This window comes from Microbacterium halimionae, from assembly GCF_011761265.1.
Lineage (GTDB): Bacteria > Actinomycetota > Actinomycetes > Actinomycetales > Microbacteriaceae > Microbacterium > Microbacterium halimionae.
On the sequence record NZ_JAAOZB010000002.1, the window covers coordinates 346,286 to 367,159 of the forward strand.

Annotated in this window: 17 protein-coding genes; 7 read left to right on the forward strand and 10 right to left on the reverse strand. The window is 63.1% G+C overall.

Annotated features, from left to right (window positions below; translation table 11 throughout):
- The first annotated feature begins 160 nt into the window (after nucleotides 1-160).
- Entirely contained in the window at nucleotides 161-1,516 is a 1,356-nt protein-coding gene (locus FHS06_RS09405) for an HNH endonuclease signature motif containing protein (RefSeq protein WP_167048694.1), read from the forward strand.
- A gap of 202 nt (nucleotides 1,517-1,718) precedes the next feature.
- Here the strand turns inward: FHS06_RS09405 and FHS06_RS09410 are convergent, their stop codons facing one another.
- From FHS06_RS09410 to FHS06_RS09445, 8 genes are all read right to left on the reverse strand, one after another.
- Nucleotides 1,719-2,678, reverse strand: coding sequence for a sugar phosphate isomerase/epimerase family protein (locus FHS06_RS09410; RefSeq protein WP_167048696.1), 960 nt, complete (start codon nucleotides 2,676-2,678; stop codon nucleotides 1,719-1,721).
- Nucleotides 2,675-4,243 carry a GMC oxidoreductase gene (locus FHS06_RS09415; RefSeq protein ID WP_167048698.1) on the reverse strand — a complete coding sequence of 523 codons (1,569 nt, stop codon included), beginning with the start codon at nucleotides 4,241-4,243 and terminating at the stop codon, nucleotides 2,675-2,677. Before FHS06_RS09415 ends, FHS06_RS09410 begins: the two co-directional genes overlap by 4 nt.
- 50 nt (nucleotides 4,244-4,293) lie before the next feature.
- On the reverse strand, nucleotides 4,294-5,433 hold the full coding sequence (locus tag FHS06_RS09420) for an ROK family transcriptional regulator (protein WP_167048700.1): 1,140 nt from the start codon (nucleotides 5,431-5,433) through the stop codon (nucleotides 4,294-4,296).
- Nucleotides 5,434-5,484: 51 nt separating this feature from the next.
- On the reverse strand, nucleotides 5,485-6,876 hold the full coding sequence (locus FHS06_RS09425; RefSeq protein ID WP_167048702.1) for a carboxylesterase family protein: 1,392 nt from the start codon (nucleotides 6,874-6,876) through the stop codon (nucleotides 5,485-5,487).
- Nucleotides 6,876-7,772, reverse strand: coding sequence for a carbohydrate ABC transporter permease (locus FHS06_RS09430; protein ID WP_243845432.1), 897 nt, complete (start codon nucleotides 7,770-7,772; stop codon nucleotides 6,876-6,878). The genes FHS06_RS09425 and FHS06_RS09430 overlap by 1 nt, the downstream gene beginning before the upstream one ends.
- A complete protein-coding gene (locus FHS06_RS09435) occupies nucleotides 7,769-8,689 on the reverse strand; it encodes a carbohydrate ABC transporter permease (RefSeq protein ID WP_167048704.1) in 921 nt (306 codons plus the stop codon). The genes FHS06_RS09430 and FHS06_RS09435 overlap by 4 nt, the downstream gene beginning before the upstream one ends.
- Before the next feature lie 8 nt (nucleotides 8,690-8,697).
- Nucleotides 8,698-10,002 (reverse strand): extracellular solute-binding protein, encoded by a 1,305-nt coding sequence (locus FHS06_RS09440; protein WP_167048706.1) that lies wholly within the window; start codon nucleotides 10,000-10,002, stop codon nucleotides 8,698-8,700.
- A 208-nt stretch (nucleotides 10,003-10,210) separates the two neighbouring features.
- On the reverse strand, nucleotides 10,211-10,471 hold the full coding sequence (locus FHS06_RS09445; RefSeq protein WP_167048708.1) for a hypothetical protein: 261 nt from the start codon (nucleotides 10,469-10,471) through the stop codon (nucleotides 10,211-10,213).
- Between the two features lie 336 nt (nucleotides 10,472-10,807).
- Here FHS06_RS09445 and FHS06_RS09450 point away from each other — a divergent pair, with 336 nt between their 5' ends.
- The 4 genes from FHS06_RS09450 (at nucleotide 10,808) to FHS06_RS09465 (ending at nucleotide 15,840) form a co-directional block, all read left to right on the forward strand.
- Nucleotides 10,808-12,223 (forward strand): HNH endonuclease signature motif containing protein, encoded by a 1,416-nt coding sequence (locus tag FHS06_RS09450; RefSeq protein ID WP_167048710.1) that lies wholly within the window; start codon nucleotides 10,808-10,810, stop codon nucleotides 12,221-12,223.
- Between the two features lie 136 nt (nucleotides 12,224-12,359).
- A complete protein-coding gene (locus FHS06_RS09455) occupies nucleotides 12,360-13,343 on the forward strand; it encodes an alpha/beta hydrolase (protein ID WP_167048712.1) in 984 nt (327 codons plus the stop codon).
- Between the two features lie 42 nt (nucleotides 13,344-13,385).
- Nucleotides 13,386-15,086 (forward strand): ABC1 kinase family protein, encoded by a 1,701-nt coding sequence (locus FHS06_RS09460; protein WP_167048714.1) that lies wholly within the window; start codon nucleotides 13,386-13,388, stop codon nucleotides 15,084-15,086.
- A 10-nt stretch (nucleotides 15,087-15,096) separates the two neighbouring features.
- Nucleotides 15,097-15,840 carry a formylglycine-generating enzyme family protein gene (locus FHS06_RS09465; RefSeq protein ID WP_167048716.1) on the forward strand — a complete coding sequence of 248 codons (744 nt, stop codon included), beginning with the start codon at nucleotides 15,097-15,099 and terminating at the stop codon, nucleotides 15,838-15,840.
- A 17-nt stretch (nucleotides 15,841-15,857) separates the two neighbouring features.
- Here the strand turns inward: FHS06_RS09465 and FHS06_RS09470 are convergent, their stop codons facing one another.
- Entirely contained in the window at nucleotides 15,858-16,205 is a 348-nt protein-coding gene (locus FHS06_RS09470; protein ID WP_167048718.1) for a histone-like nucleoid-structuring protein Lsr2, read from the reverse strand.
- Nucleotides 16,206-16,276: 71 nt separating this feature from the next.
- Nucleotides 16,277-16,786, reverse strand: a complete 510-nt coding sequence (locus tag FHS06_RS09475) for a methylated-DNA--[protein]-cysteine S-methyltransferase (protein ID WP_167048720.1) — start codon at nucleotides 16,784-16,786, stop codon at nucleotides 16,277-16,279.
- A gap of 167 nt (nucleotides 16,787-16,953) precedes the next feature.
- Between FHS06_RS09475 and FHS06_RS09480 the strand changes: the two genes are divergently transcribed.
- Together FHS06_RS09480 and FHS06_RS09485 are read left to right on the forward strand one after the other, a co-directional pair.
- The gene (locus FHS06_RS09480) at nucleotides 16,954-20,688 is read left to right on the forward strand and encodes an AAA family ATPase (protein ID WP_167050254.1); all 3,735 of its coding nucleotides are present in this window, start codon (nucleotides 16,954-16,956) and stop codon (nucleotides 20,686-20,688) included.
- Nucleotides 20,675-20,869, forward strand: coding sequence for a hypothetical protein (locus FHS06_RS09485; protein WP_167048722.1), 195 nt, complete (start codon nucleotides 20,675-20,677; stop codon nucleotides 20,867-20,869). The genes FHS06_RS09480 and FHS06_RS09485 overlap by 14 nt, the downstream gene beginning before the upstream one ends.
- Nucleotides 20,870-20,874: the final 5 nt, after the last annotated feature.

Here is a 20,874-nt window from a genome sequence, read left to right on the forward strand (position 1 = left end):
TCGCTTTCTTCGCTACCTAGGTATACCGGCTTGTGTTGAGGTGTGAGATTTCGTGGTCATCTTCTTCTCCACAAATTTCTTTTGAGGAAGTTATCCACAGCGGGCCTTTTTGGGCTGCTTTCGGGTGGTCAATGTCGGAGGTATATTCGATACTTGAGTCATGTCAGAGAACGAAACCGAGCAACAAGAAGCAGAGGCCTACGAGCTGTGTGCGTCTGTCGCGACGTTGATTTCGTTCGACCAGCAAGCCGCACGCAGTCAGGCCGCGGGGGCCGCAGTTCTTGCAAACATGGGGCGAATCGCACGTGCGCAAATGGAGCGCATGACATCGCGTGATTCACGTGATCGTGAGATTCCGATGCGGGCGGTCGCGGCAGAAGTCGGAGCGGCACGGCGAATGTCAGACCGCACTGCGCAAACCCGCATCGATGACGCGATGGAAGTCACCGAGCACTATCCCGAGACGTTCGCATCGTGGAGCGCGGGTCGGATATCCGAACGGCATGTGCAAGACATCTTGCGAGCAGGGGCGAACCTCACGGATGCCGCAGCCAAAGCCCGATATGACCGGGATGTGGTGGCCGTCGCAGAAGCCGAGACCCCGGGCCGGTTGCGAGGGCTTGCTGCCGCTTTGGCGGAGAAAGCGCAGCCGCGAACGCTCGAGGAACGCTTCGAAGACGCGAATGCGACGCGTACAGTGCGACTGTTTGATCTTGCTGATGGGATGAGTTCGATCAACGCCATACTCCCGTCGGTGCAGGCTCATGGGATTTTCAACCGGTTGACGCAGCAAGCCCGGGCGTTGAAGGATTTTCGGGCTGGGCGATCGGACTACGGCACGCGCGAACATGAGCAACCCGTGGATGATCCGCGAACGACGGATCAGATTCGCGCCGACCTGTTCTCCGACATGTTGCTCACTTCGGTTCCGAGCCTTGACTCGCTCGCGGGGGATGACTGCGGTGGGCTTGGCGCGATCAAAGCGATTGTGCAGGTCACGGTGCCTGCGACGACTCTTGCAGGCACTTCCTCAACACCCGCGGACCTGTCTGGGCTCAGCCTGGTCGATCCCGAAAGCGCACGGCGGCTCGCCGGAACTGCACCGGGCTGGGATCGCGTGTTCACCCGACCGGTCACGGGAACCGTGGTCGCCGTTGATCGATACCGACCGAGTGATCAACTGAAGCGACAGCTTCGAGCCCGCGATCAGCACTGCCGGTTCGTGGGATGCCGCATGCCCACCCATCGTTGCGATATTGATCACACGGTGGATGCTGCCCTCGGCGGTCCGACGCATCAGCAGAACTTGGCGCATCTGTGCCGAAGGCATCACAGCTTGAAGCACGCGAGTCGTTGGACCGTGAAACAAGTCGACGACGGTGTGCTCGAGTGGACATCACCAACCGGGCGAAGTTACACCGACAAGCCACCCGGGGTCGCATTCGAACCAGACCTGCCAGATCAACCAGACCTGCCAGATCAACCAGACCTGCCAGATCCGCCTCCGCCGTTCTAGCCACTCGGCTGGGGCCCGGCCGCCTCAATCGTTAGAACGCAGAAGCATCACGGCCAGTTGCAAGAGCTACGCCGTGCCCCGAATCGCAGAGCCGCCGCGCACCGCTGAACGGATCGGCGTCATCCCAGCGACTCAACAAGATCGCACGCACGCCAGAACCACACATCGGACCCACGAGTTCGCCGGCGTCTCGACCGGAGCCTCACTGCTGATGCGCCGCTGTCCACGCCCAGCTCACCGCGGCGCTCTCGGTGGGGTCCATCGAAGCGCGATCGACCTCGATGATCGTCCAGCCGTCCCAGTCGTCTGGGAGAGCCGAGATGATGCCGTCGAGATCGAGCTGGCCAAGACCAGGCTCGAGGAAGATTCCAGCATCCGTCGCTGCGCGGTAGGGCGTTGGCGTGTTGCGGCTTTGACCGGCGATCGACATGTTGAGGTCCTTGAGGTGAAGGTCCACCAGCCGCGACGCGTGCCGTTCGATCATCATGGCCGGATCGATCCCGGCCCACGCGAGATGTCCCACGTCAAACGAAGCACCAAGGAGAGAGTCAGGAATCGCCGCAAGCGTACGCTCGATCTCCTCCTCCGTCTCGATCCAGGTACCGATGTGGTTGTGGAGTCCGGCGTGAATGCCTTCGCTGCGAAGTACCTCGGCGGCCTCGCCAAGAATGTCGATGACCCGGTCGAGGCGCCCGGAGTCGAAAGCTGCCCCGACGCCCACGGCCTGCTGAGTGCGCACCGTGCTAGGCGCCCACGACACTTCGGGGGCCAAAAAGATTGTGGACAGGCCGAAGAAGTTTGACTCCTCCGCCTTTCGACGTACGCCATCGAACCAGTGCACCCATTCAGCGCTACCCGTGCGTAGTGTGATGCCGTGGTCTTCGGGGAGCCACACATTCGCATATCCCGGGGCAACGGTGAGGCCCGCGTCGTCGATCATGCGTCGATAATCTTGCAACGTCTGTGTGTTGAGTACTTCCATCATCGTTGCTGTGAAGCCAGCATCTCGAATGTGCTTGAGCACGCCCGGATAGTCCGACCGAAAAGCTGGATCGGCGAAGAGCCAGAGGTCCTCGCTCGATGGGTCGCTCGGGTCGGACTTCAGATTGATCCACTGGATCGCATTGAGAGCGACCCGTTCCCTTTTCAGCGCACTACTCATTTGATGCCACCCATCATGTCGTCGGCGAAGACTTCGCCGGAGATTGTCGTCGTGATCTGCCCGCAAATCGCACGCGCGGCGCATACCGCTGTCACTGTTCCTGTTAGCGTCGCGTTCGCAACGACTGCCGTCGGAATAACGCCGTTGCCGGCGAGGTAGAGGTTCTCGAACCCCCACACACGGCCATCTGGATCGCACACCGACGTGCCATCGTCGACGGCACCGGCACGCACCGTTCCGGTGAGGTGCAACGACGAACCCGCAGGCAACACCGCCAGTTCAGTGTCGATGTCTTGAGTGCCAAACTCCGCCGCGAGGCGCTGCAGCAGAGCCGTCGCCTGCTCGATCAGCGCCCGATCAGTATCGGAATAGTCGAACTCGAAGTGGATGCGCGGCATCCCGGCGAGGTCGCTCTCAGTGCTCGAAAATGACAGCCGGTTCGTGGCGCGAGATTCGACGGGCGCGTACAGCGAGATGCCCACGGAATATGCCAGCGGGTTGCTGTTTTCGTCAACGTAGGTCGTGTTCATGACCTGGCCGTGGAACGGCTGCGCGGGTGCGTTTTGAGGAATCCAGATCGAGTCGGTGCAAAACTCACCTTGCCGCACGAGTGGCAAATCGGCGAGCGAGAGACCGAACCTCTCGGTGTCCATAAGAACGCGACCCGTGATAAACGCGTGTTCGTTGAGATACCGGCCGAGGGCCGGGGGACGGATGCCGGAGGCAAACAGCAGTTGCGGCGTCCGAAGAGTGTCAGCACAGACCAGCACTGCGTCGGCGAACAGTCCTGATTCCGCCCCCGACGCGACATCACGCACCCGTACACCGCGCACCCGAGTGCCGTCTTCCGAAACTATCAACTCGAGCGCCAGGGTGCCCGTCATGAGCGTGAACGCGGCATCGGGTTCGCCCGCAATCGGAGGGAAAATGGTGCCGGGTCCTGTGCGCGGAAGCGGGCCCGCAGGCCGTTGCGCAACGGCCATTGGCATGGGCTGCGGCTCCCGGCCGTTCGGCGCTGTTCCGGCGAGCGATTTGCGCAGCACGTCGATGACGACACGGCCCGCGTTCGTCGGGCCCAGCGGCGAAGAATTGACCCCGAGCACCCGCCGCGCCGTATCGATATCTGCATTCCATTGCTCGGCATCCCCAAAATCGAAGACTTCTTCTCCGGCTGGCCACGGTGTGGCGGCAGTCCAGTGAACGCCCATTCCACCCGCATTCCACGACAGCGCGGATGCCGGCATCGCCTCTGCCTCTTCGCCGAAAGCCAGGCTGTGGAACATGCCGGGCGTGAGCTCGCGCACATCGTCGACAACGTCACGCACGACCTTGGCACCCGTGTACATACCCTGGATGCCTGTTGCTACCCGCTCGTTGTACGCGCGCCACAATGAGGGGTCAGCGACGTCGTGCAAGTGCAGACCCGGCGTATCGCCGATGGGATCGCCACCGTCGACCATAAGAATCCCTGCAGACGGGCGGGCTTCGCGGATGAGGCGCGCAGCGGTGGCCCCCATGATGCCGCTTCCGACTATGAGCACGTCAACGGTCTCAGTCTCAATCATGCGCTTCTCCTGGTGATGTATATCGAAAAATAGATGGCAGTCGTGGTGCCCTAGACATCGAGAACGAGCGGGCCGAAGAGCTCCGAGTCCATGCGGTCGAGCACGAATTTCAGCGCGCCGATGAGCGGTCCGTCGGCACCGAGAGTGCTTGCGCGCAGCTCGATATCGGGCGTCTGCGCGCGCCTCATTGCTTCTCGAACGCGCGGTAGGAGTACGTCGGCACCGCGCTCAAGGCCCCCACCCAACACGATCAGCGACGGCGCAAGAGTCCACGAGAGCGTCGTGAGAACACTGCCGATGTACCCGACGAACGCATCGACTTCGCTGAGTGCACCGGGGTCTCCCGCGCGCGCGAGCCGGTAGACCTCTTCGGCTGCCGCGCGCTCCTCCGCCACTGGGGAGGTGAGGAATGCAACGGGGCGCTTGTCGAAGAGCCCGGCATCGAGCGGCTGTGCCTCCACAATCTCACCCGCGGCGCCTTGAAAACCGCGATGGACCACGCCGCGGATCAGCACTCCGAGCCCCGATCTGCTTCCCAGAATCGACCAGACCACGTCTTCATGGTCGCCCGCGCTACCTCGCCAGCTTTCGGCGAGTGCGCCGAGATTCGCATCATTATCGGCAAACCATGCGACCGGCACGCGGATTCCGAGTTCTGTGGGGAGGTTGATGTTCACCCACGCGTCCGCATGCACGAGCCGGTGAACAACACCGTGCTCATCGATGGCGCCACCAGCTGCCATGGCTCCGGCGCGCAGTTGCTCGATCGTTCCGCCGGCATCGGCGAGGGCTTCATGCACAAGCTCCGCCACGACATCTAGCGTGCCGTGCGGGTCGAAGTAGTCAGGCAGGATGCGGTGAGCCCGACCGAGAATGTGCCCTCGCACGTCGGCGACGACAACCGTGGCATCGAGCGTTGAGATGCGTGCCGCGGCGAGGAGCGAGTGGTCGGCGCGCAGCTCGAAACGCCGCGGTGGGCGACCGGCACCGCCAGACAGAGGGAGACGTTCCAACTCCAACACCCACCCGGCATCAACGAGAGCCGAAAGGATAAGTTCCACCGTCCGTCGGGAGAGCCCCGTTTGTTCCGCGAGCGTTGACATCCCGACGGGCTCGGAAGCTGTCGCGAGGGCGCGGAGCGCAACCGAAGTGTTGAGGCGCCGAAGCGCGCGAGGATCAAGACCGGGCACTGGTGCACATTTCTCGTAGGCGGTTGATTGTTGGCGACTGTCTGTGAGCCGTCACGTGGGAGTCACCGGGTCGTACACGCCGAGGATGTCCGTCGTGAATGTGCTGCCGACGCGCCCGTAAACGCGGCTCGCCGCGCCCAAAGCACCGTTTGCCTGCGGCCATGCTGATTCGTTCCCGCGCACGAATGCGAGGAGATCAGCATGCATGACGTCGGCAAGTTCGGTCGGTGCCGACTCGCCGAGCGCGTCAACGACGCCGGGAGCGTCGAGCGCATCGAAGAAGAATGGCAAGTCTGTGCAGTGAGTCGCACCGCCGAGGAGCGGGTTTGGCCATTCGAAGCTGTACGACCAGGTGCCGCCATCGGCATTGGTGCGTGCCGCGGCGCACCGGGGCACGGCCGACCGAAACAGGAAATCGCTGACGCGCCTTCCCGACGCTCGAGCTTCAGCGCGCTCGGCGTCGCTGAGCTGCCGACGGTCGGGGTCTTCGGCAGTTGGCCCGCCGTCGAATTCATCCAGCGCGCTGCCGACAAGGAGCGGGAGGTGCAGGTTGTGTTGAGCGAGACCGGTTGCAATGTCAGTGGGCAACAGATCGTCGCCGACGACTGGGCTCAGCGTCAGTGGGGGAGTGTTTTCGCGGATACGCAGGTCGACAATCGCCTGCTGCACGTCACCGTCACTGCGGGCGCTAAAACCCTCGAACGTGGGTGGAATGCCGAGGAAATTTGCAATGCGCGAGACGGAACCCATGACGGTATTTCGTTCGAGCGCGAACGTGCCGCCCGAGATGCTGACGACGCGATGCATAAGCCCGACCGTGGCAGGCGATGACATCAGTGCGAGAGCAATACCGCCGCCGGCAGACTGGCCCGCGAGCGTCACCTGCCCGGGATCACCGCCGAATGCGGCGATATTTTTCTGAATCCATTGCAGTGCGAGAATCACATCGCGAAGTCCGAGGTTCGTCGGCACATCGTCGAGCGGAGCAAAGCCCTCGACGGCGAGCCGGTACGAAACTGAGACAAGAACGACACCTTCACGTGCGAACCCGGAACCGTCGTACCACGGGCTGGCGGCGGATCCACCGGCAAAGGCGCCGCCGTGCACCCATACGAGCACGGGAGCGCTGCCCGCTGCGCCTGTGGCCGGCGCGAAGATGTTGATGCTCAAAACGTCGTCGCCCGGGATCGTCGGCTCCGGCACAGTGGTTGTCGTGAAAAGCGGAACCCGCTGCGGCGTCGCGCCATAAGCGCTCGCATAGAACGGCTCCGTGAAGTCGGCGCGAGGCACCGGTAGCGCAAAGCGCCGTTCGCCGTATGGTGCCTCGGCGTACGGAATCCCGAGGAATGTGTTGACGCCGTGCACTGCCCGGCCCACGATAGGTCCAGCCGGTGCGTCGACGCTCACTGGGACTTCGAGGGGATCTGGGACGGCAGACTGCATTACTTGACTCCTGTCGCTGCGATGCCCTGCACGAAGTAACGCTGCAAGCTGAGGAACAACGCCAGTACAGGCAACATCACGATAACGGCGCCCGCCAGCACAATGCCATAGTCGGTGACGTTCGACGACGCCTGGCTCGTCGTCGCGAGGCCCACAGGCAGCGTGTACGTGCTTTTGCTTTGCGCCACCACGAGCGGCCAGATGAAGTTGTTCCACGAAGCGAGGAAAGACATGATCGTCACGGTCGCGACCGCTGGTCCAGCCAGCGGCATGAATATTCGGAAGAAGATCCGCCACTCGCCCGCACCATCGATTCGTGCCGCCTCGATGAGTTCGTCGGGGATCGACAGCGCGTACTGCCGCATGATGAAGATCGAGAGGGGTAGTGCAACTGACGGAAGCGCGATGCCCAGCAGGGTATCTGCGAGACCGATGTTGACAGTCACGATGAACTGCGGCACAAAGACGGCCGTATACGGAACCATCAAGCCCATCATGACGGCGCCGAACGCGAGCTTTTTCCCAGCGAAGTCGAACTTGGCGAGTGCGTAGCCTGCCGCCGATGCGGCGACGATATTTCCGCCGACCACTATCGCTGCGACCACGATGCTGTTGCTGAGATAACCGCCGAATCCTTCACTGCTGAAAAGGCGCACAAAGTTGTCGAATGTCACCTGGCTCGGGAACCATGCGCCCGGATCCGCCTGCATATCGTCGAGGGTGCGAAGCGATCCGCTCACCACCCAGAGAAAAGGCAGCAGGGTCAGTGCGGCGCCAACGACCAGCGCCGCGTAGAGCAGAGCAACCGGCAGGCGACGTTTGCGCGGTCGACGCTCATCGGGCGTGACCGTCAACTCGGGCATGTGTTCTGTGACCAGTTCAGCGATGGCGGTCATGCGCGGGGCCTCAGCAGCCGAAACTGGGCGATTGCAAAGATTGCAACGAGTGTGAGGATGACGAAGGATGCCGCTGATGACACACCGTAGTTACCGAATCCGAACTGCTGATACGTGTACAGAGCGACCGACTCGGTGGAGTTGAGCGGACCGCCGCCGGTAAGAAGATACGGCTCGTCGAACACCTGAAGGTAAAACGTCGAGAGCAAGATCGAGACGAGCAGGATCGTCGGCAGTAGCAGCGGCAAGCTGATCGACCAAAGTCGTCGCAACCAGCCCGCACCGTCGATCGAGGCTGCCTCATACACATCTTCTGGAACGGCCTGCAGGCCCGCGAGGAAGAGTAACATCGCTGTGCCGAAGTTCCGCCAGATGCCGAGGAGGATCACGACGGGCATTGCGAGGTTTTCGTCTCCGAGCCAATTTGGGCCAGCAAGTCCAATGTTCGATAGCAGGTTGTTGACAGTGCCGTCTTGGTTGAACGCGTACTGCCAGATCAACGCAATGGCCACGATGTTCGTGACAACCGGGGCATAGAAGATTGTGCGGAACGGGCCGCGGAATCGACGGATGCCGTTGTTCAGGGCGAGCGCGAGGCTGAATCCGACGAGCATCGTGAGGGGAACGCCGACCACAACGAAGATCAACGTGTTGAGGATCGAGCGCAAAAAAATCTTGTTACCGAAAAGGCTGATGTAGTTGTCGATGCCGATGAAATCGACATTGAACGGATTGCGGAGATCGGTGCCCTGCAAATCGGTGAGGCTGAAAGCGAGTGACGAGATCGTCGGAACGACCGTGAACAAAAGGAAGATCACGGCGAACGGCGCGAGAAAGACCCACGCAACGACCGTGTGCCGGGCGCGCCGGGGGCGCTGCGCGAAGCGCGGCACCCTCGGCGCGAATGAGCTTGTCATCGTGTTCGCTACTTCGTGCCCGTGCCGAGGTTTTCGGCGAAGGATTGGATATTGGCTGCGGCATCTTCGGGAGATTCGCCGCCTCTCACGACAGCTTCGAATTCGCTTCCGATTTGCGTCGATACCTGAGTCCAGGTCGTCGACTGCGGGAAGGAGCGGGTGTTCTGCAACTGGTCGAAGAAGGCATCGAGAAGTGGCTGATCCGAGATCGACGGGTCATCCCACGCGGACTGCACGGCGGGCAGAGAACCGAATGCTTTGTATTGCTCGACCTGGGTCTCGGGGTTGGAGAGGTAGCGAATGACCTTCCAGGCCGCATCCGAGTTCTCGCTGTCGCTCAGGACACCCCAGCTTCCGCCACCAACTGTGCCTGCGTTGTTTGCGGAGCCCTCCGGGAGTGGCGCAGTTGCAACGTGATCGGTAAGCCAGTCGTCGTCCGTGGCGCTTGTTATCTGGTTGAGCGCCCATGGGCCGGTCACCATCGCGCCGGTCTTTCCGTCGACGAAGTACGGGATCGAATCGAGGAACATTGGTCCGTCTGGTGAGGCTACGTCCTCAGAGAAAAACGATGCGTTGTACTCAATAGCCTCGACGACCTCGGGGGTGTCGAAGGTCCACTCGCTGCCATCCGCGCTCAGAATCTCGCCACCGTTTTGCCAGGTGTAGAGCGCAATGGACTGCCCGTTGTAGCCGTCCCAGCCGACATCCGTTCCGAGGCCCTTTTCTGCGCCGCCGGCCTCAAGCCCCTTGAGGAAAGGAACCATGTCATCTTGCGTCTTGGGTGCCGTCGCACCACCGGTTTCCGCGAAATCTTTGCGGTAGACGAGCGTGCGTGTGAAGGTGTACCACGGCACCGAGTACGCAGTGCCGTCGACGACGCCAGCATCCCACGCACCTGGGAAGAAGTCGGTGGATGTGGCGACACCGTCCGGCACCGCTTCGAAGATTGCAGGGTCAAGGAACTGCGCTTGCGCTTCGGTGTAGAGCTGGGCGATATCGGGCGTCGTTCCCGCCGCGATGGCCGCTTGGAGTTTGGTCGTGTACTCGTCCGACGGAATCAGGGTTACTTCGACGTCGAGGTCTGGATTTGCTTCCTCAAACGGGGCGATGACGTCTTCAATGACGGTGGCGTCGCCGTCGGGTGCCCAGAGTGTGACTGTGCCCGTGGCGGGTGAGTCGTCGATAGCGGCGCCGGCTGTGGCCGTGGCCTCATCGGCCGAGCGGCCGCAACCGGCGAGAAGCAGGGTGGCTGTTGTGACGACCGCGATGCTGGCGGTGAGCCGAGCAGAGCGAGAGCGGATGATGTTGGACACGCAGGACTCCTGGGGGTGAGGGGTGGAGCGGTGAGTGGAACAGGACGGTGAAGTGGGCCCGGGTTTTTCGGGGGATGTAGCGAAATAGGACAACTGGGCTTGAAGATGAAGCTAAAGAGGGGGCATTACGCATTTGTTACGGCGCAAATAAGAAGAATTTCGGCGCTTGTAGCGTTATTATCCGCGACCGTCGTTCAGCACTAGCCGTCTACTTCGCGCGGAGGGCGCGAATCATCTCTTTTAGCTCTGAGACTTCCTGCTGAAGCACATCTGCCTGGGTCGATTTCGCAGCGGGCGAGTCCTTTGAATCAATCGAGACCTTCTCGACGATCCACGAGGCGAAGGCGCGCCACGCCCCGTCAGCAAACGTCTGAATGCTGCGGCAGTGGTTTCGTTCAGGGTCACGTGCAGCCAGACCCGCTCCGTAATGAGGAGGCGTACGACGTAGTCCACGGCGAATGTGAGCCATGTTGCCCAGAGCACTCCATCGGTGGGAAGGGCGACGGCCCTTCTTGGCTCGGTCAAAATCTGCACTGCGGCGTAGTCAACGAGAAAGAGCACCGCCGCGCCCATCAGCGGCCATTCGGCAGCTTTATCCCAACGATCGATCCGTCTTCGGTTCATGCGTATTCGTTCCCTTTTACTGTCGCTTTTCCGCTCACCTGCATGCACCCGGTCATGATTTCGTGCTCGATGTCGTCGCATCCTCTGCTCCCCAAAATGCTCTTGAGAAAGTTGCCCACATGGGGGCTTTTTAGGCTGTTTTGGGATGGTCGATGTCGGAGGTATGTTCGATACTTGAGTCATGTCAGAGAACACGACCACACAACACTCACCCGGGCAACGCACCCGGGCTGAGATTGTGTTGTCGGCAGAATCTCGGCTCGCGCAGATCGCGCAGCTGCAGGCAGGGTTGGCAGAAGATTTCGCCGAAGGCGGGCGTATGGCACTCGCTGAGATGCGTCTCATTCCGTCGCGTGAGTCGCGGGAACGAGAGATTCCGATGCGATCCATGGCTGCAGAATTCGCGGCGGCATTGCGGATGTCGGATCGCACGACGCAGAATCGCATCGACGAGGCGATGGACGTCACCGAGCACTATCCCGAGACGTTCGCATCGTGGAGCGCAGGTCGCATCTCGGAACGACATGTGCAAGAAATACTGCGGGCAGGCATAAACCTCACGGATGCCACAGCCAAGGCCCGATACGACCAAGAAGTGGTAGAGGTCGCTGAGGCCGAGACACCGGGACGGTTGCGAGGGTTTGCTGCAGCTCTGGCGGAGAAGGCGCAGCCGCGGACGCTCGAGGAACGCTTCGAAGACGCGAACGCGACCCGCACGGTGCGACTGTTCGACCTGGCGGATGGGATGAGTTCGATCCAAGCGGTGTTGCCCTCAGTGCAGGCACATGGGATCTTCAACCGGCTCACGCAGCAAGCCCGAGCGTTGAAAGACTTCCGGGCGGGGCGATCGGATTACGGCACGAAGCTCCGCGCCGAGGATGAGCCTGTGGTGGATGATCGGCGGACGACGGACCAAATCCGGGCCGACCTGTTCTCCGACATGCTGCTCACGTCGGTTCCGAGCCTCGATCCGCTCGCGGGTGACGACTGTGGTGGGCTCGGGGCGATCCGGGCGATCGTGCAGGTCACGGTCCCCGCCACGACGCTCGCCGGCACGTCGTCGACACCCGCGGATCTGTCGGGGCTGAGTCTGGTTGACCCCGAGAGTGCACGACGGCTCGCGGGTACCGCGCCGCGGTGGGATCGGGTGTTCACGCGGCCCGTGACAGGCACCGTGGTTGCCGTTGATCGGTACCGACCGAGTGATCAACTAAAGCGACAGCTTCGAGCGCGAGATCAGCACTGCCGGTTCGTGGGATGCCGCATGCCCACGCATCGTTGCGATATTGATCACACGGTGGATGCTGCCCTCGGGGGTCCGACGCATCAGCAGAACTTGGCGCATCTGTGCCGAAGGCATCACAGCTTGAAGCACGCGAGTCGTTGGACGGTGAAACAAGTCGACGACGGTGTGCTCGAGTGGACATCACCAACCGGGCGAAGGTATACCGACAAACCGCCAGGGGTGGCATTCGAACCAGACCCCGATTCTCGCGTCCAGTCCGATTCTCGGGCCCACGCTGACGCCGAGAGCTGTTCGGCCGCGAGGGAGCAGTACGTCTCCGCGTCAAGTTCAGACGAGCCGGCACCGTTCTGACCTTCGCAGGGTCGCCGCACCCACAGCTCGCGTTCCCGCGTTTGAACCGCCCACATGCTGCGGGTACGGGAGAAGATGGAGGGTACGCATTCGATTCCCGGCCCGCGCCGAACGACTCAGCCCACACGGAGACTTCATGAGCACCGCACCCGCAACCCCATGCCGAGACTGGGTCATGTGGGCGGCCGCCATTGTCGCAGCGGCTGGAGTTGTCGTCGTGCTGTGGGCGACCATCACCGAATGGGGCGGTGTCGTTCATGGAAACCCCGCGTACGCAGTGCTGCTCGGCGTGACGCTCATCGCGTGCGTCGCCGTGCTGCTCTTCGCGTTCCTGCCGCGCAAAAACCATGAGCCCACACGGGGCCGTTGGCGAAGCGGGTGGCGCCGCGTCGTCCGCATCATTCTGGTCGTTCTCGCCATCGGGTTCATCGCGCTCATCGCATGGCTTCGCCCGCACACTGCAGAAGAACCGGCCCTCGCCGCAATGAAATCGGATGCCGCTGTCACCATCACCGAGTCGCCCACCGAGATCGTCATGACCCCCACCGGCGACCAGAGCACCACCGGGGTGTTCTTCCAGCCGGGAGCCCTCGTCGACGCCCGTGCTTACGCCGCTGTTCTTCGCCCACTCGCCGAAGCCGGCCACACTGTCGTCATCCCGAAGCAACCCCTCGGTATCGCATTCCTGTCGCTGGGGGCATTCGATGCGGCTCGGCCGCAGCATCCTGACGTTAGAGGCTGGGTCGTCGGCGGCCACTCTCTCGGCGGCACAGTCGCAGCGATCCAAGCCGAGGGTGCCGAAAGCGACACCACGGCGCCCGCCACCGGCCTGCTGTTCTTCGCCTCGTACCCCGCAACCGACATGAGTACGTCGCTCACGATTCCCGTCGAATCGATCTCTGGCACTCAAGACGGCCTTGCCACGCCCGAGAAGATCGACGCATCGCGCACAGAGCTCCCTGCCGACACCACATTCACGATCATCGACGGGGCATCGCACGCGCAGTTCGGCTCCTACGGGCCACAATCGGGCGACAACACCCCCGAGATCAGCAACGACGATGCGCGCACGCAGATTTCTGCAGCATCCCTCGCCTTCGTCGACTCGATCGCTGACTGACATCTCCGCCCGCGAGCTCGCGATGTCGGAGAGAATCGAAGTGTGACCTCTTCGTCGATGTTCGCCCCACCGCGTTTCGCTGATTTTGCCGCTGCAGCAGCGGGGGAGAAGCCGCTGAGCGCCAGGGCGCGACGCGCGCGGTTCTGGCAGATCATCCGCCTCGCCCGCACTCACAAGCTCTTTCCGATTCGCCGGCTCGACTTCACCGCCAATCCCGAAACCTCGGCTCTTCGTGCAGCCCAGGCCCGCGGGCTACGCACAGCGCTCGAAACCGCGGGTGGCGGCTTCATCAAAGCGGGGCAGCTGCTCTCGACCCGCGACGACCTGCTCCCCACCGAGTGGGTAGCCGAGCTCTCCCGCCTGCAAAAAGAGGTGTCGCCCGCTCCAACGGATGCCGTCCACGCCCTGCTCGAACGAGAGATCGGCGACCGTCGCACCACCTTCGCCACGTTCGACGACGAACCGATGGCCGCGGCATCCATCGCGCAAGTGCACCGCGCGACCCTCAAAGACGGCACCCAGGTCGCCGTCAAGATTCAGCGCCCGGGCATCGTCGCGCTGATCGAGTGCGACATCGACATCATGCTGCGGATCGCCAGATGGATCATGCGCGGCTCGAAGCAAGCACGACAATTCGGAGCACTCGACATTGCACGTCAGTACGCCGACGACCTCATGCGACAGACCGACTTTGGGCGTGAGGGCAGCAACCTCGAGGGGTTACGCGCGGCATCTGTCAAGGCCAACGACGGCCTCCACATCCCGAAGCTCTTCGCCGAACTCTCGACCGAGCGCGTCATCACGATGGAGTTCGTCTCCGGCGACACGATCAGTTCACTCACCCGCGGCAGCAGCTCTAACAGAGTGGATAACGCCCTCAAGATCGTCTTGCGCAGCTTCTTGCGTCAGCTCGTGATCGACGGCGTCTTTCACGCCGACCTCCACCCCGGCAACATCATCATTCGCCCCGACGGGTCACCGGCGCTCATCGACTTCGGCTCCGTCGGACGCCTCGACCGCGACCTCAACCGCACCGTGCAAGACCTCGCCATCGCGTTCTTGCAGGGCGACACGAGGCGAGTGGCGGATGCCGCGCTCGAAATCATGCCGTTGGCAAACTCCGCCGACGAACCCGCTTTCCGCCGCGACCTCGCGTCTTTCATCACGAACGAGCTCGGCGACGGTTCCCGCGTCACGCTTCGGACGGTTGACCGCGCCGTCGAAGTATTCACGCGCTGGGGCACCGCGCTCCCGGCCGACCTCGTGGCAGCAGGCCGCGCCTACGCAATCTTCGAGGGCACACTTCGCACCGCAGCACCCCGACTCGACATCCTCGCCGAGTCGCGTGCTGCCGCCGAAGGGCTTATCGCAAGCCAGTTCTCACCCCGCTCGCTTGCGGGCACGATCGGCAGAGGGGCGCTCGGAATGCTCCCCGGAATGCGCCGCATGCCCGAGCAAGTCGGTCGCATCGTGGGTGACCTCTCCGACGGCAACCTCACCGTGAATATCCGCCTGTTCGCCAACGAGCGCGACCGCAAAGTGATCACCGGAGTCGTTCGCCGCGTCTCGGGTGTCACCCTCGGGGGTGCTTTCGCGATCGGCTCGCTCGTCATGTTCTCGGTTCCCGACGTGAGCGGCGGAGTGATCGCCCCGGCAACAGCGGGACTCGTGCTCGCGGGCGGCGCGGTCGCAGCCTTCGTCACTGCGGCGATCGACACGATCATCGCGCGCGGCCGCCGATGACAGGCCAGCCATGAGCGATATAGAAATGGCACGCATCGCCGGCGGCTCGGTGATGCTGCACGATGCACGCCGCAAGATCCGTTGGAGCGTCGACCTCGAGCCGTTCGAAATCGGCGTCTTTGCGGTCACTGAAGAACAGCTCGCCGAAATCATCGGCGAAACGGCACACCACCCGCGACGCCCCGCGGTCGACGTGCCGTGGCTGCGCGCAATCCGCTTTTGCAACGCCGCATCGGAGTGGGAAGGCCTCGACTCCGCGTACTCGTTCGATGGTGAAGACATCACGTGGCACGTCGATTCAGACGGATACCGCCTCCCTACCGAAGCCGAGTGGGAATTTGCCTGCCGAGCCGGATCCAACGGCCCACACTACGGGCCCCTCACCGAAGTGGCATGGACCAGCGCCGACGGTGTGAGCGCGCCGCAAAACGTCGGTGGAAAGCTCCCTAACCTCAACGGACTGTTCGACACTCTCGGCAACGCATGGGAGTGGTGCTGGGACTTTCTCGACCCCGCACGATACGGCGACTACCGAGTCTTCCGTGGTGGCGGATTCGCCGACGACGCCTGGAACGTTCGCGCCTCAACGCGTCGAGGCGGTGCCCCGAGAATGCACCACGACGATGTCGGCTTTCGAGTCGCACGCGGCGGATTCGACACCACGAACGAAGCTCAGGGATGGTCGGCCCGCGCTGATCGCGAACGAGCCGACACCGATGCTCCACTGCCGACGGGCTGGACGCCGCGGCGTTGATAGTTAAGAACTACGGGTTAGCGAGAAGCTTCGAACGCTTCGAGGATCGTTGCGGGCACGCGGCCTCGATCTGAAATCTCGTAGCCGTTCTCTTTTGCCCACGCGCGGACGGCTGAGTAGTCCTGCTGTCCGCCCCGCTGACGCTTACGAGGTGCGCTGGTGCCCTGCGCGCGACGAGCCGCAACGGGCCTTGCCGCTTCGATGTACTGGCTGAGAGCCGCACGCAATGAGTCTGCGTTTTCGGTCGTCAGATCAATTTCATATGCAGCACCGTCGAGGGAGAAGAGCAGTGTTTCGCCCTCTCCGACTTCCAACAGGGTGCCATCGAGGTCGTCTACGAGCTGATGAACGATTCTGCGAGCCATGCACACACCTTACTCAGAGTCGCGTGAATTCAGCACTACTGAAGCACTGACCGGGGTGTGGGGCGAGCGGCCTACTCGCCCGCCCCACTCTCAAGGTCAAGGAGGAATCGTTTGATCTCGGGATGCCCGCCGTATTCGCCGATCGAGCCATCGGCGCGCACAACACGGTGCACCGGCACAACAACCGAGAAGGGGGTCGTGCGGCACGCGGTGCCGACAGCTCGATGCGCGCGGGGGCTCCCCGCGAGAGCCGCAACCTCGGCGTAGCTCGCCGTCTCGCCGTACGGCACCTCGCACACAGCTTTCAAAGCGCTCGCGGTGAAGCCGTTGGCAAGTTGCCAATCCAGGGTGAGATCGAAATCTTTCCGAGTGGCGGCAAAGTACTCATCCAGTTGGCTCGCTGCATCCTGCCCAGCATCGGCGTCGTGACGCGGAATCGATCGCAACTCGTGGGCGAGCGGCTCGAGCACGTGATCCAGTGGCGCGTGCAGCACTTGAGCGGCCACAAGACCGTCGGGGGAGTGAACCAGCAGGATGTCGCCGATGGGCGTGGAATGCACTGAATACGTCGTGGGGGTCATGTTTTCATCCTCAGTACTGCACGCTCAGCGAGTGCCTGCAAGCGAACAAGCGGTGGATGCCAACCGCTCAACACCCGTCGGGGAGGAACCGCCGATCCGCTCGGCGTGTCGCCCAATAACGCGAAACTCGGGCGCGCTAAGGCCTCTCTAAGCACCACGCGCCTAGTCTGACACCTGTGTGGCGTACAGAGGGAACCGCGGTGTCGGACGAAAAGGACACCCCGTCTTCAGTGAACCCCAGTGGTTTGGGGCTATCGGAGCCGGGTGTTGTCGTGACGCACATCGCCGAGCCCGAACGCAAAAGACTGCGCGAAGAGGCGGCCGACCTGGGTGGTCGTTCCACTCTTTTGCACTTCTCCGACACGCCGGAAGCCGGCATCGACATCACCAAGGCGCACCCCGGAAGCCTTCCGCAGTTTCTCACCGGCCGCGCAACCCTCCTCTCCAACCTGTTCCGTGACGAGGTGGCATTGCGCACAGCGCGTATCGCCGCCGAGCGCATCGCCGCCAAGAATGTCGAACTTCGCACAGCTCGCGGTATGGAAGCAGTTCACCTCGGCGTCGGAATGGCCGGATGGCGCATCGGTGGCCTCACGTGCGCGTCACCCGTGCTGCTGCGCCCGCTCGCGATTCGCCGCCACCACACCGACTTCGAGCTGAAACTGCACGGATCTTTCTCGGTCAACCCCGAGCTCGTGCACGCGCTCGGCACACACTTCGGTATGCGCCTCGACAGCGCAGCGCTCGCCGCCCTCGCCTACGACGGCAACGTCTTCAAGCCGCAGCCAGTGATCGATCACCTGCGCGCGCTCACACCCCACATTGCTTCTTTCACCGTCAAACCACGCCTCATCGTGTCGACTTTCGCCGACGTCGGTTCGCCCATGGCGCGGGATGCCGCAAACCTCGACCACCCACTTCTTAATGCGCTCGCCGGTCACCCCGATGACCGCGCCCGCGTCATGGTGCGCCCACCGATGCCGCCCGCTGCCGACCCCGATCACCGTTCTCCCGCGGCCGACACGCTGCTCCTTGACGCTGATGGCGAGCAAGAAGCCGTGCTGTCGCGGATTACCGCGGGGCACTCACTCACCGTTCACACGCTCCCCGGTACCGGTGGCACACAGACCGTCATCAATGCGATGGGCGCCATGGTGCAGCAGGGCAAGCGCGTGCTGATCGTGAGTGCACGTCGCTCAACGCTCGACGGCATCCGTCACCGTCTTTCGTCGATCGGCCTCGAGTCGCTCGCCGTCTCGCCGCGGCACATCCGGCGCGACCTCATTCGCGCCATCGGCCGGAACGAAAAAGCCGAGCAGCACAACGTCTCCGAAATCGACGACGCGCTTGTGCGCTTGCGCACGGTCCTTCGTGACTATCGCTCGTCGTTGACAGTGCAGCACCACTCGCTCGGGGTCTGTGCGCTCGATATCGTGCGCAAGCTCACAGAGCTGGCTTCGCAGTCGCCAGCGCCGAGCACCACGGCCCGATTCGACGTGGCAACGCTTGAGCGGCTGCGTGACTCGCGAAAGTCAGCTGCTGCAACGCTCACAGCATCGGCACGTCTTGGCGAGTTCAGGTTTGGGCCTGACGATTCTCCCTGGTACGGCGTCAGCTTCGCCGTGACCGACGAAGCTCGAGCAGCCCACGCGCTCGCCAAGCGGCTTCACGTGCAAGACACTCCGAGCCTGATCGAGCGCGGGTACGAGCTCATCGCCCAGACGCGCATGCGCCCGTACCGCTCGATCGCCGAGCTCGGCGAGTACCTGCGTCTCTTGCAGGGCATCCGCGAAACTCTCGACAAGTTCAGCCCCACGGTGTTCGAGCGTCCGCTTGCCGAGCTCATCAAGGCTCACTCGCCACGCAAAGACACCTCGGTCATGAGCGGAGCGAACCGCCGTCGCCTGAAGAACCTCTCGAAGGAGTATGTGCGCCCAGGCGTGCACGTCGCTGACATGTACGAGTCGCTCGTGCGCATTCACGAGCAGCGCTCGCAGTGGCAGCGCTTCGTTGAAGCGGGGGCGATTCCCGAGGTGCCGGTAGGGCTCGCCGATGTGAGCGTCGCTTGGCAGCGAGTGAACGCCGACCTCGGCGAACTCGACAAGATCCTCCGCCGTGACGGCGTCAACCGGCTCGCATCGCTTCCCATCGCGCAGCTCGTTCGAACCCTTGCGGGACTTGCCGCGGAGTCGTCGTACTTCGACAACCTCGTTGAGCGCGCCCACCTCCGTACCGAACTAGCGGGCCTCGGCCTTGAGCCGCTTCTCAAAGAGCTGTCGGTTCGTCACGTGTCCGAAAAAGACGTCGAGCGCGAGCTCGAATTCGCCTGGTGGCAGTCCGCTCTCGAGCACCTGCTGCGCACCGACCGTGCACTCTTGGGTGCGAACACGGCAGTTGTTGATCGCCTCGAACGCGACTACCGCCTCGTTGATGAAGCGCACGCGGCAGCAGCCGGAAAGCTCATGGCAGCCCAGCTCGCGACGCAGTGGCGTATCGGCATCATCGACGAAGAGCGCGAGGCATCCGCTCTCAAGCAGGCCCTCAAGCAGGGCGTATCTTCTGCCGCGGCCCTCACTCGCACGGCACCGAAGCTCATGCGCACGCTCGCGCCGGTGTGGCTCGCCTCGCCCTACGACGTGCCTGAGATTCCTGATACCGAAATGTTCGATGCGGTATTGATTGCGGATGCCGCGTCGCTCTGCCTCGCAGAGGGCGCTCCCGCGCTTCGCCGGGCACGGCAGATCGTCGCGTTCGGTGATCCCGTGACGCAGCGGCCGATGCCGTTCCGTGTCGCATCTGCTGCTGCTGCCGACATCGAGGAAGAGCCGGAGGTTCCCTTCGACGAGGTGTCACTGTTTGAGCGCCTCTCGGAGCTTTTCGACGTCGAGACCCTCACGCACAGCTACCGCGCCGGGGGAGAAGACCTCGCCGAGCTCGTGAACGACGCCTTCTACGGCGGCGAGATCGTCTCACTGCCGTGGGCTGGTTCGTATCTCGGTCGCGGCAGCCTGAGCGTTGACTACGTCGAAGGCGGCACCGGAACCCCCGACCCGATCAGCGGTGCGGTTGAGAGCCCCGATGCTGAGGTTTCTCGCATTGTGACCCTCGTCACCGAGCACGCTGTGAACCGCGGTTCGGAGTCCCTCATGGTGATCACCGCGAGCCGTCGTCACGCCGAGCGCGTGCGCGCAGCCATCGACGAGGCCTTCGCCGGTCGAGGCGACGTTGCCGAATTCGTCGGGCGCGACACCGCCGAACCATTCGCCGTGCTGACGCTCGAAGAGTCTGTTGCCGAAAGCCGCGACCGCGTCATCTTCTCGCTCGGTTTCGGCCTCACCCGCCATGGCCGCGTGCTGAGTGATTTTGGTGACCTTTCGACACCCGATGGCGAACGCCTCCTCACCGTCGGCATGACCCGTGCACGCCGCTCGATGGTGATCGTTTCTTCGATCCGCCCATCGGCGTTCGACGATGGCCGCCTCGAACACGGCGCCGCAACCCTCATGGGAATTCTCGGAAACGTTGCTTCTCGCCAGCGGTCGAACCAGCTCGAAGACCTGGCAGACCCGCCCACGCGAGTGCTGGCGCGAGAGCTTCGAAAGCTCGGGATCAAGGTGGACGTCAACTACCGCGGCCTCCTGCCGCTCGTTGCCCACTTCGAGGGCAAGGCCGTGGTCGCTGAAAGCGACCCGGAGACCCGCGACGAGTCACTTCGTGAGTCGCTGCGGCTTCGCCCACAGATTCTTCGGCGCCTCGGCTGGCACTACGTGCGCGTGCACGCGTTCGACCTTTACAGCGATCCGGCCCTGGTCGCTGCCCGCATCGGCGGCGTGCTCGGCATCACGACCGACAGCAGCACCATCACCGGTGCCACGACCCAACCGCTCGATGTCATCGAATGAGCGCCGTCAGCGCGTAGAGCGAGTGGCGGGCTCACGCCGCGCCAAGCTCACGCCGGCCCCGGGCACACGCCCTGAGCCCGTGCCAAGAGACGACACAAACGCCGTTGGGGCCGAGGCATCCGTTAATACCTCCGGCCCCAACGACGAGCGGATGCTGCGCGACGTACCGCCGCACTACTGATTCCA

Coding starts and splice junctions, on each gene's coding strand:
- FHS06_RS09450 (WP_167048710.1), top strand. CDS start 10,808: ATGTCAGAGAACACGACCACACAACACTCACCCGGGCAACGCACCCGG.
- FHS06_RS09465 (WP_167048716.1), top strand. CDS start 15,097: ATGAGCGATATAGAAATGGCACGCATCGCCGGCGGCTCGGTGATGCTG.
- FHS06_RS09470 (WP_167048718.1), bottom strand. CDS start 16,205: ATGGCTCGCAGAATCGTTCATCAGCTCGTAGACGACCTCGATGGCACC.
- FHS06_RS09445 (WP_167048708.1), bottom strand. CDS start 10,471: ATGGCTCACATTCGCCGTGGACTACGTCGTACGCCTCCTCATTACGGA.
- FHS06_RS09415 (WP_167048698.1), bottom strand. CDS start 4,243: ATGATTGAGACTGAGACCGTTGACGTGCTCATAGTCGGAAGCGGCATC.
- FHS06_RS09405 (WP_167048694.1), top strand. CDS start 161: ATGTCAGAGAACGAAACCGAGCAACAAGAAGCAGAGGCCTACGAGCTG.
- FHS06_RS09455 (WP_167048712.1), top strand. CDS start 12,360: ATGAGCACCGCACCCGCAACCCCATGCCGAGACTGGGTCATGTGGGCG.
- FHS06_RS09425 (WP_167048702.1), bottom strand. CDS start 6,876: ATGCAGTCTGCCGTCCCAGATCCCCTCGAAGTCCCAGTGAGCGTCGAC.
- FHS06_RS09430 (WP_243845432.1), bottom strand. CDS start 7,772: ATGACCGCCATCGCTGAACTGGTCACAGAACACATGCCCGAGTTGACG.
- FHS06_RS09475 (WP_167048720.1), bottom strand. CDS start 16,786: ATGACCCCCACGACGTATTCAGTGCATTCCACGCCCATCGGCGACATC.
- FHS06_RS09410 (WP_167048696.1), bottom strand. CDS start 2,678: ATGAGTAGTGCGCTGAAAAGGGAACGGGTCGCTCTCAATGCGATCCAG.
- FHS06_RS09435 (WP_167048704.1), bottom strand. CDS start 8,689: ATGACAAGCTCATTCGCGCCGAGGGTGCCGCGCTTCGCGCAGCGCCCC.
- FHS06_RS09485 (WP_167048722.1), top strand. CDS start 20,675: ATGTCATCGAATGAGCGCCGTCAGCGCGTAGAGCGAGTGGCGGGCTCA.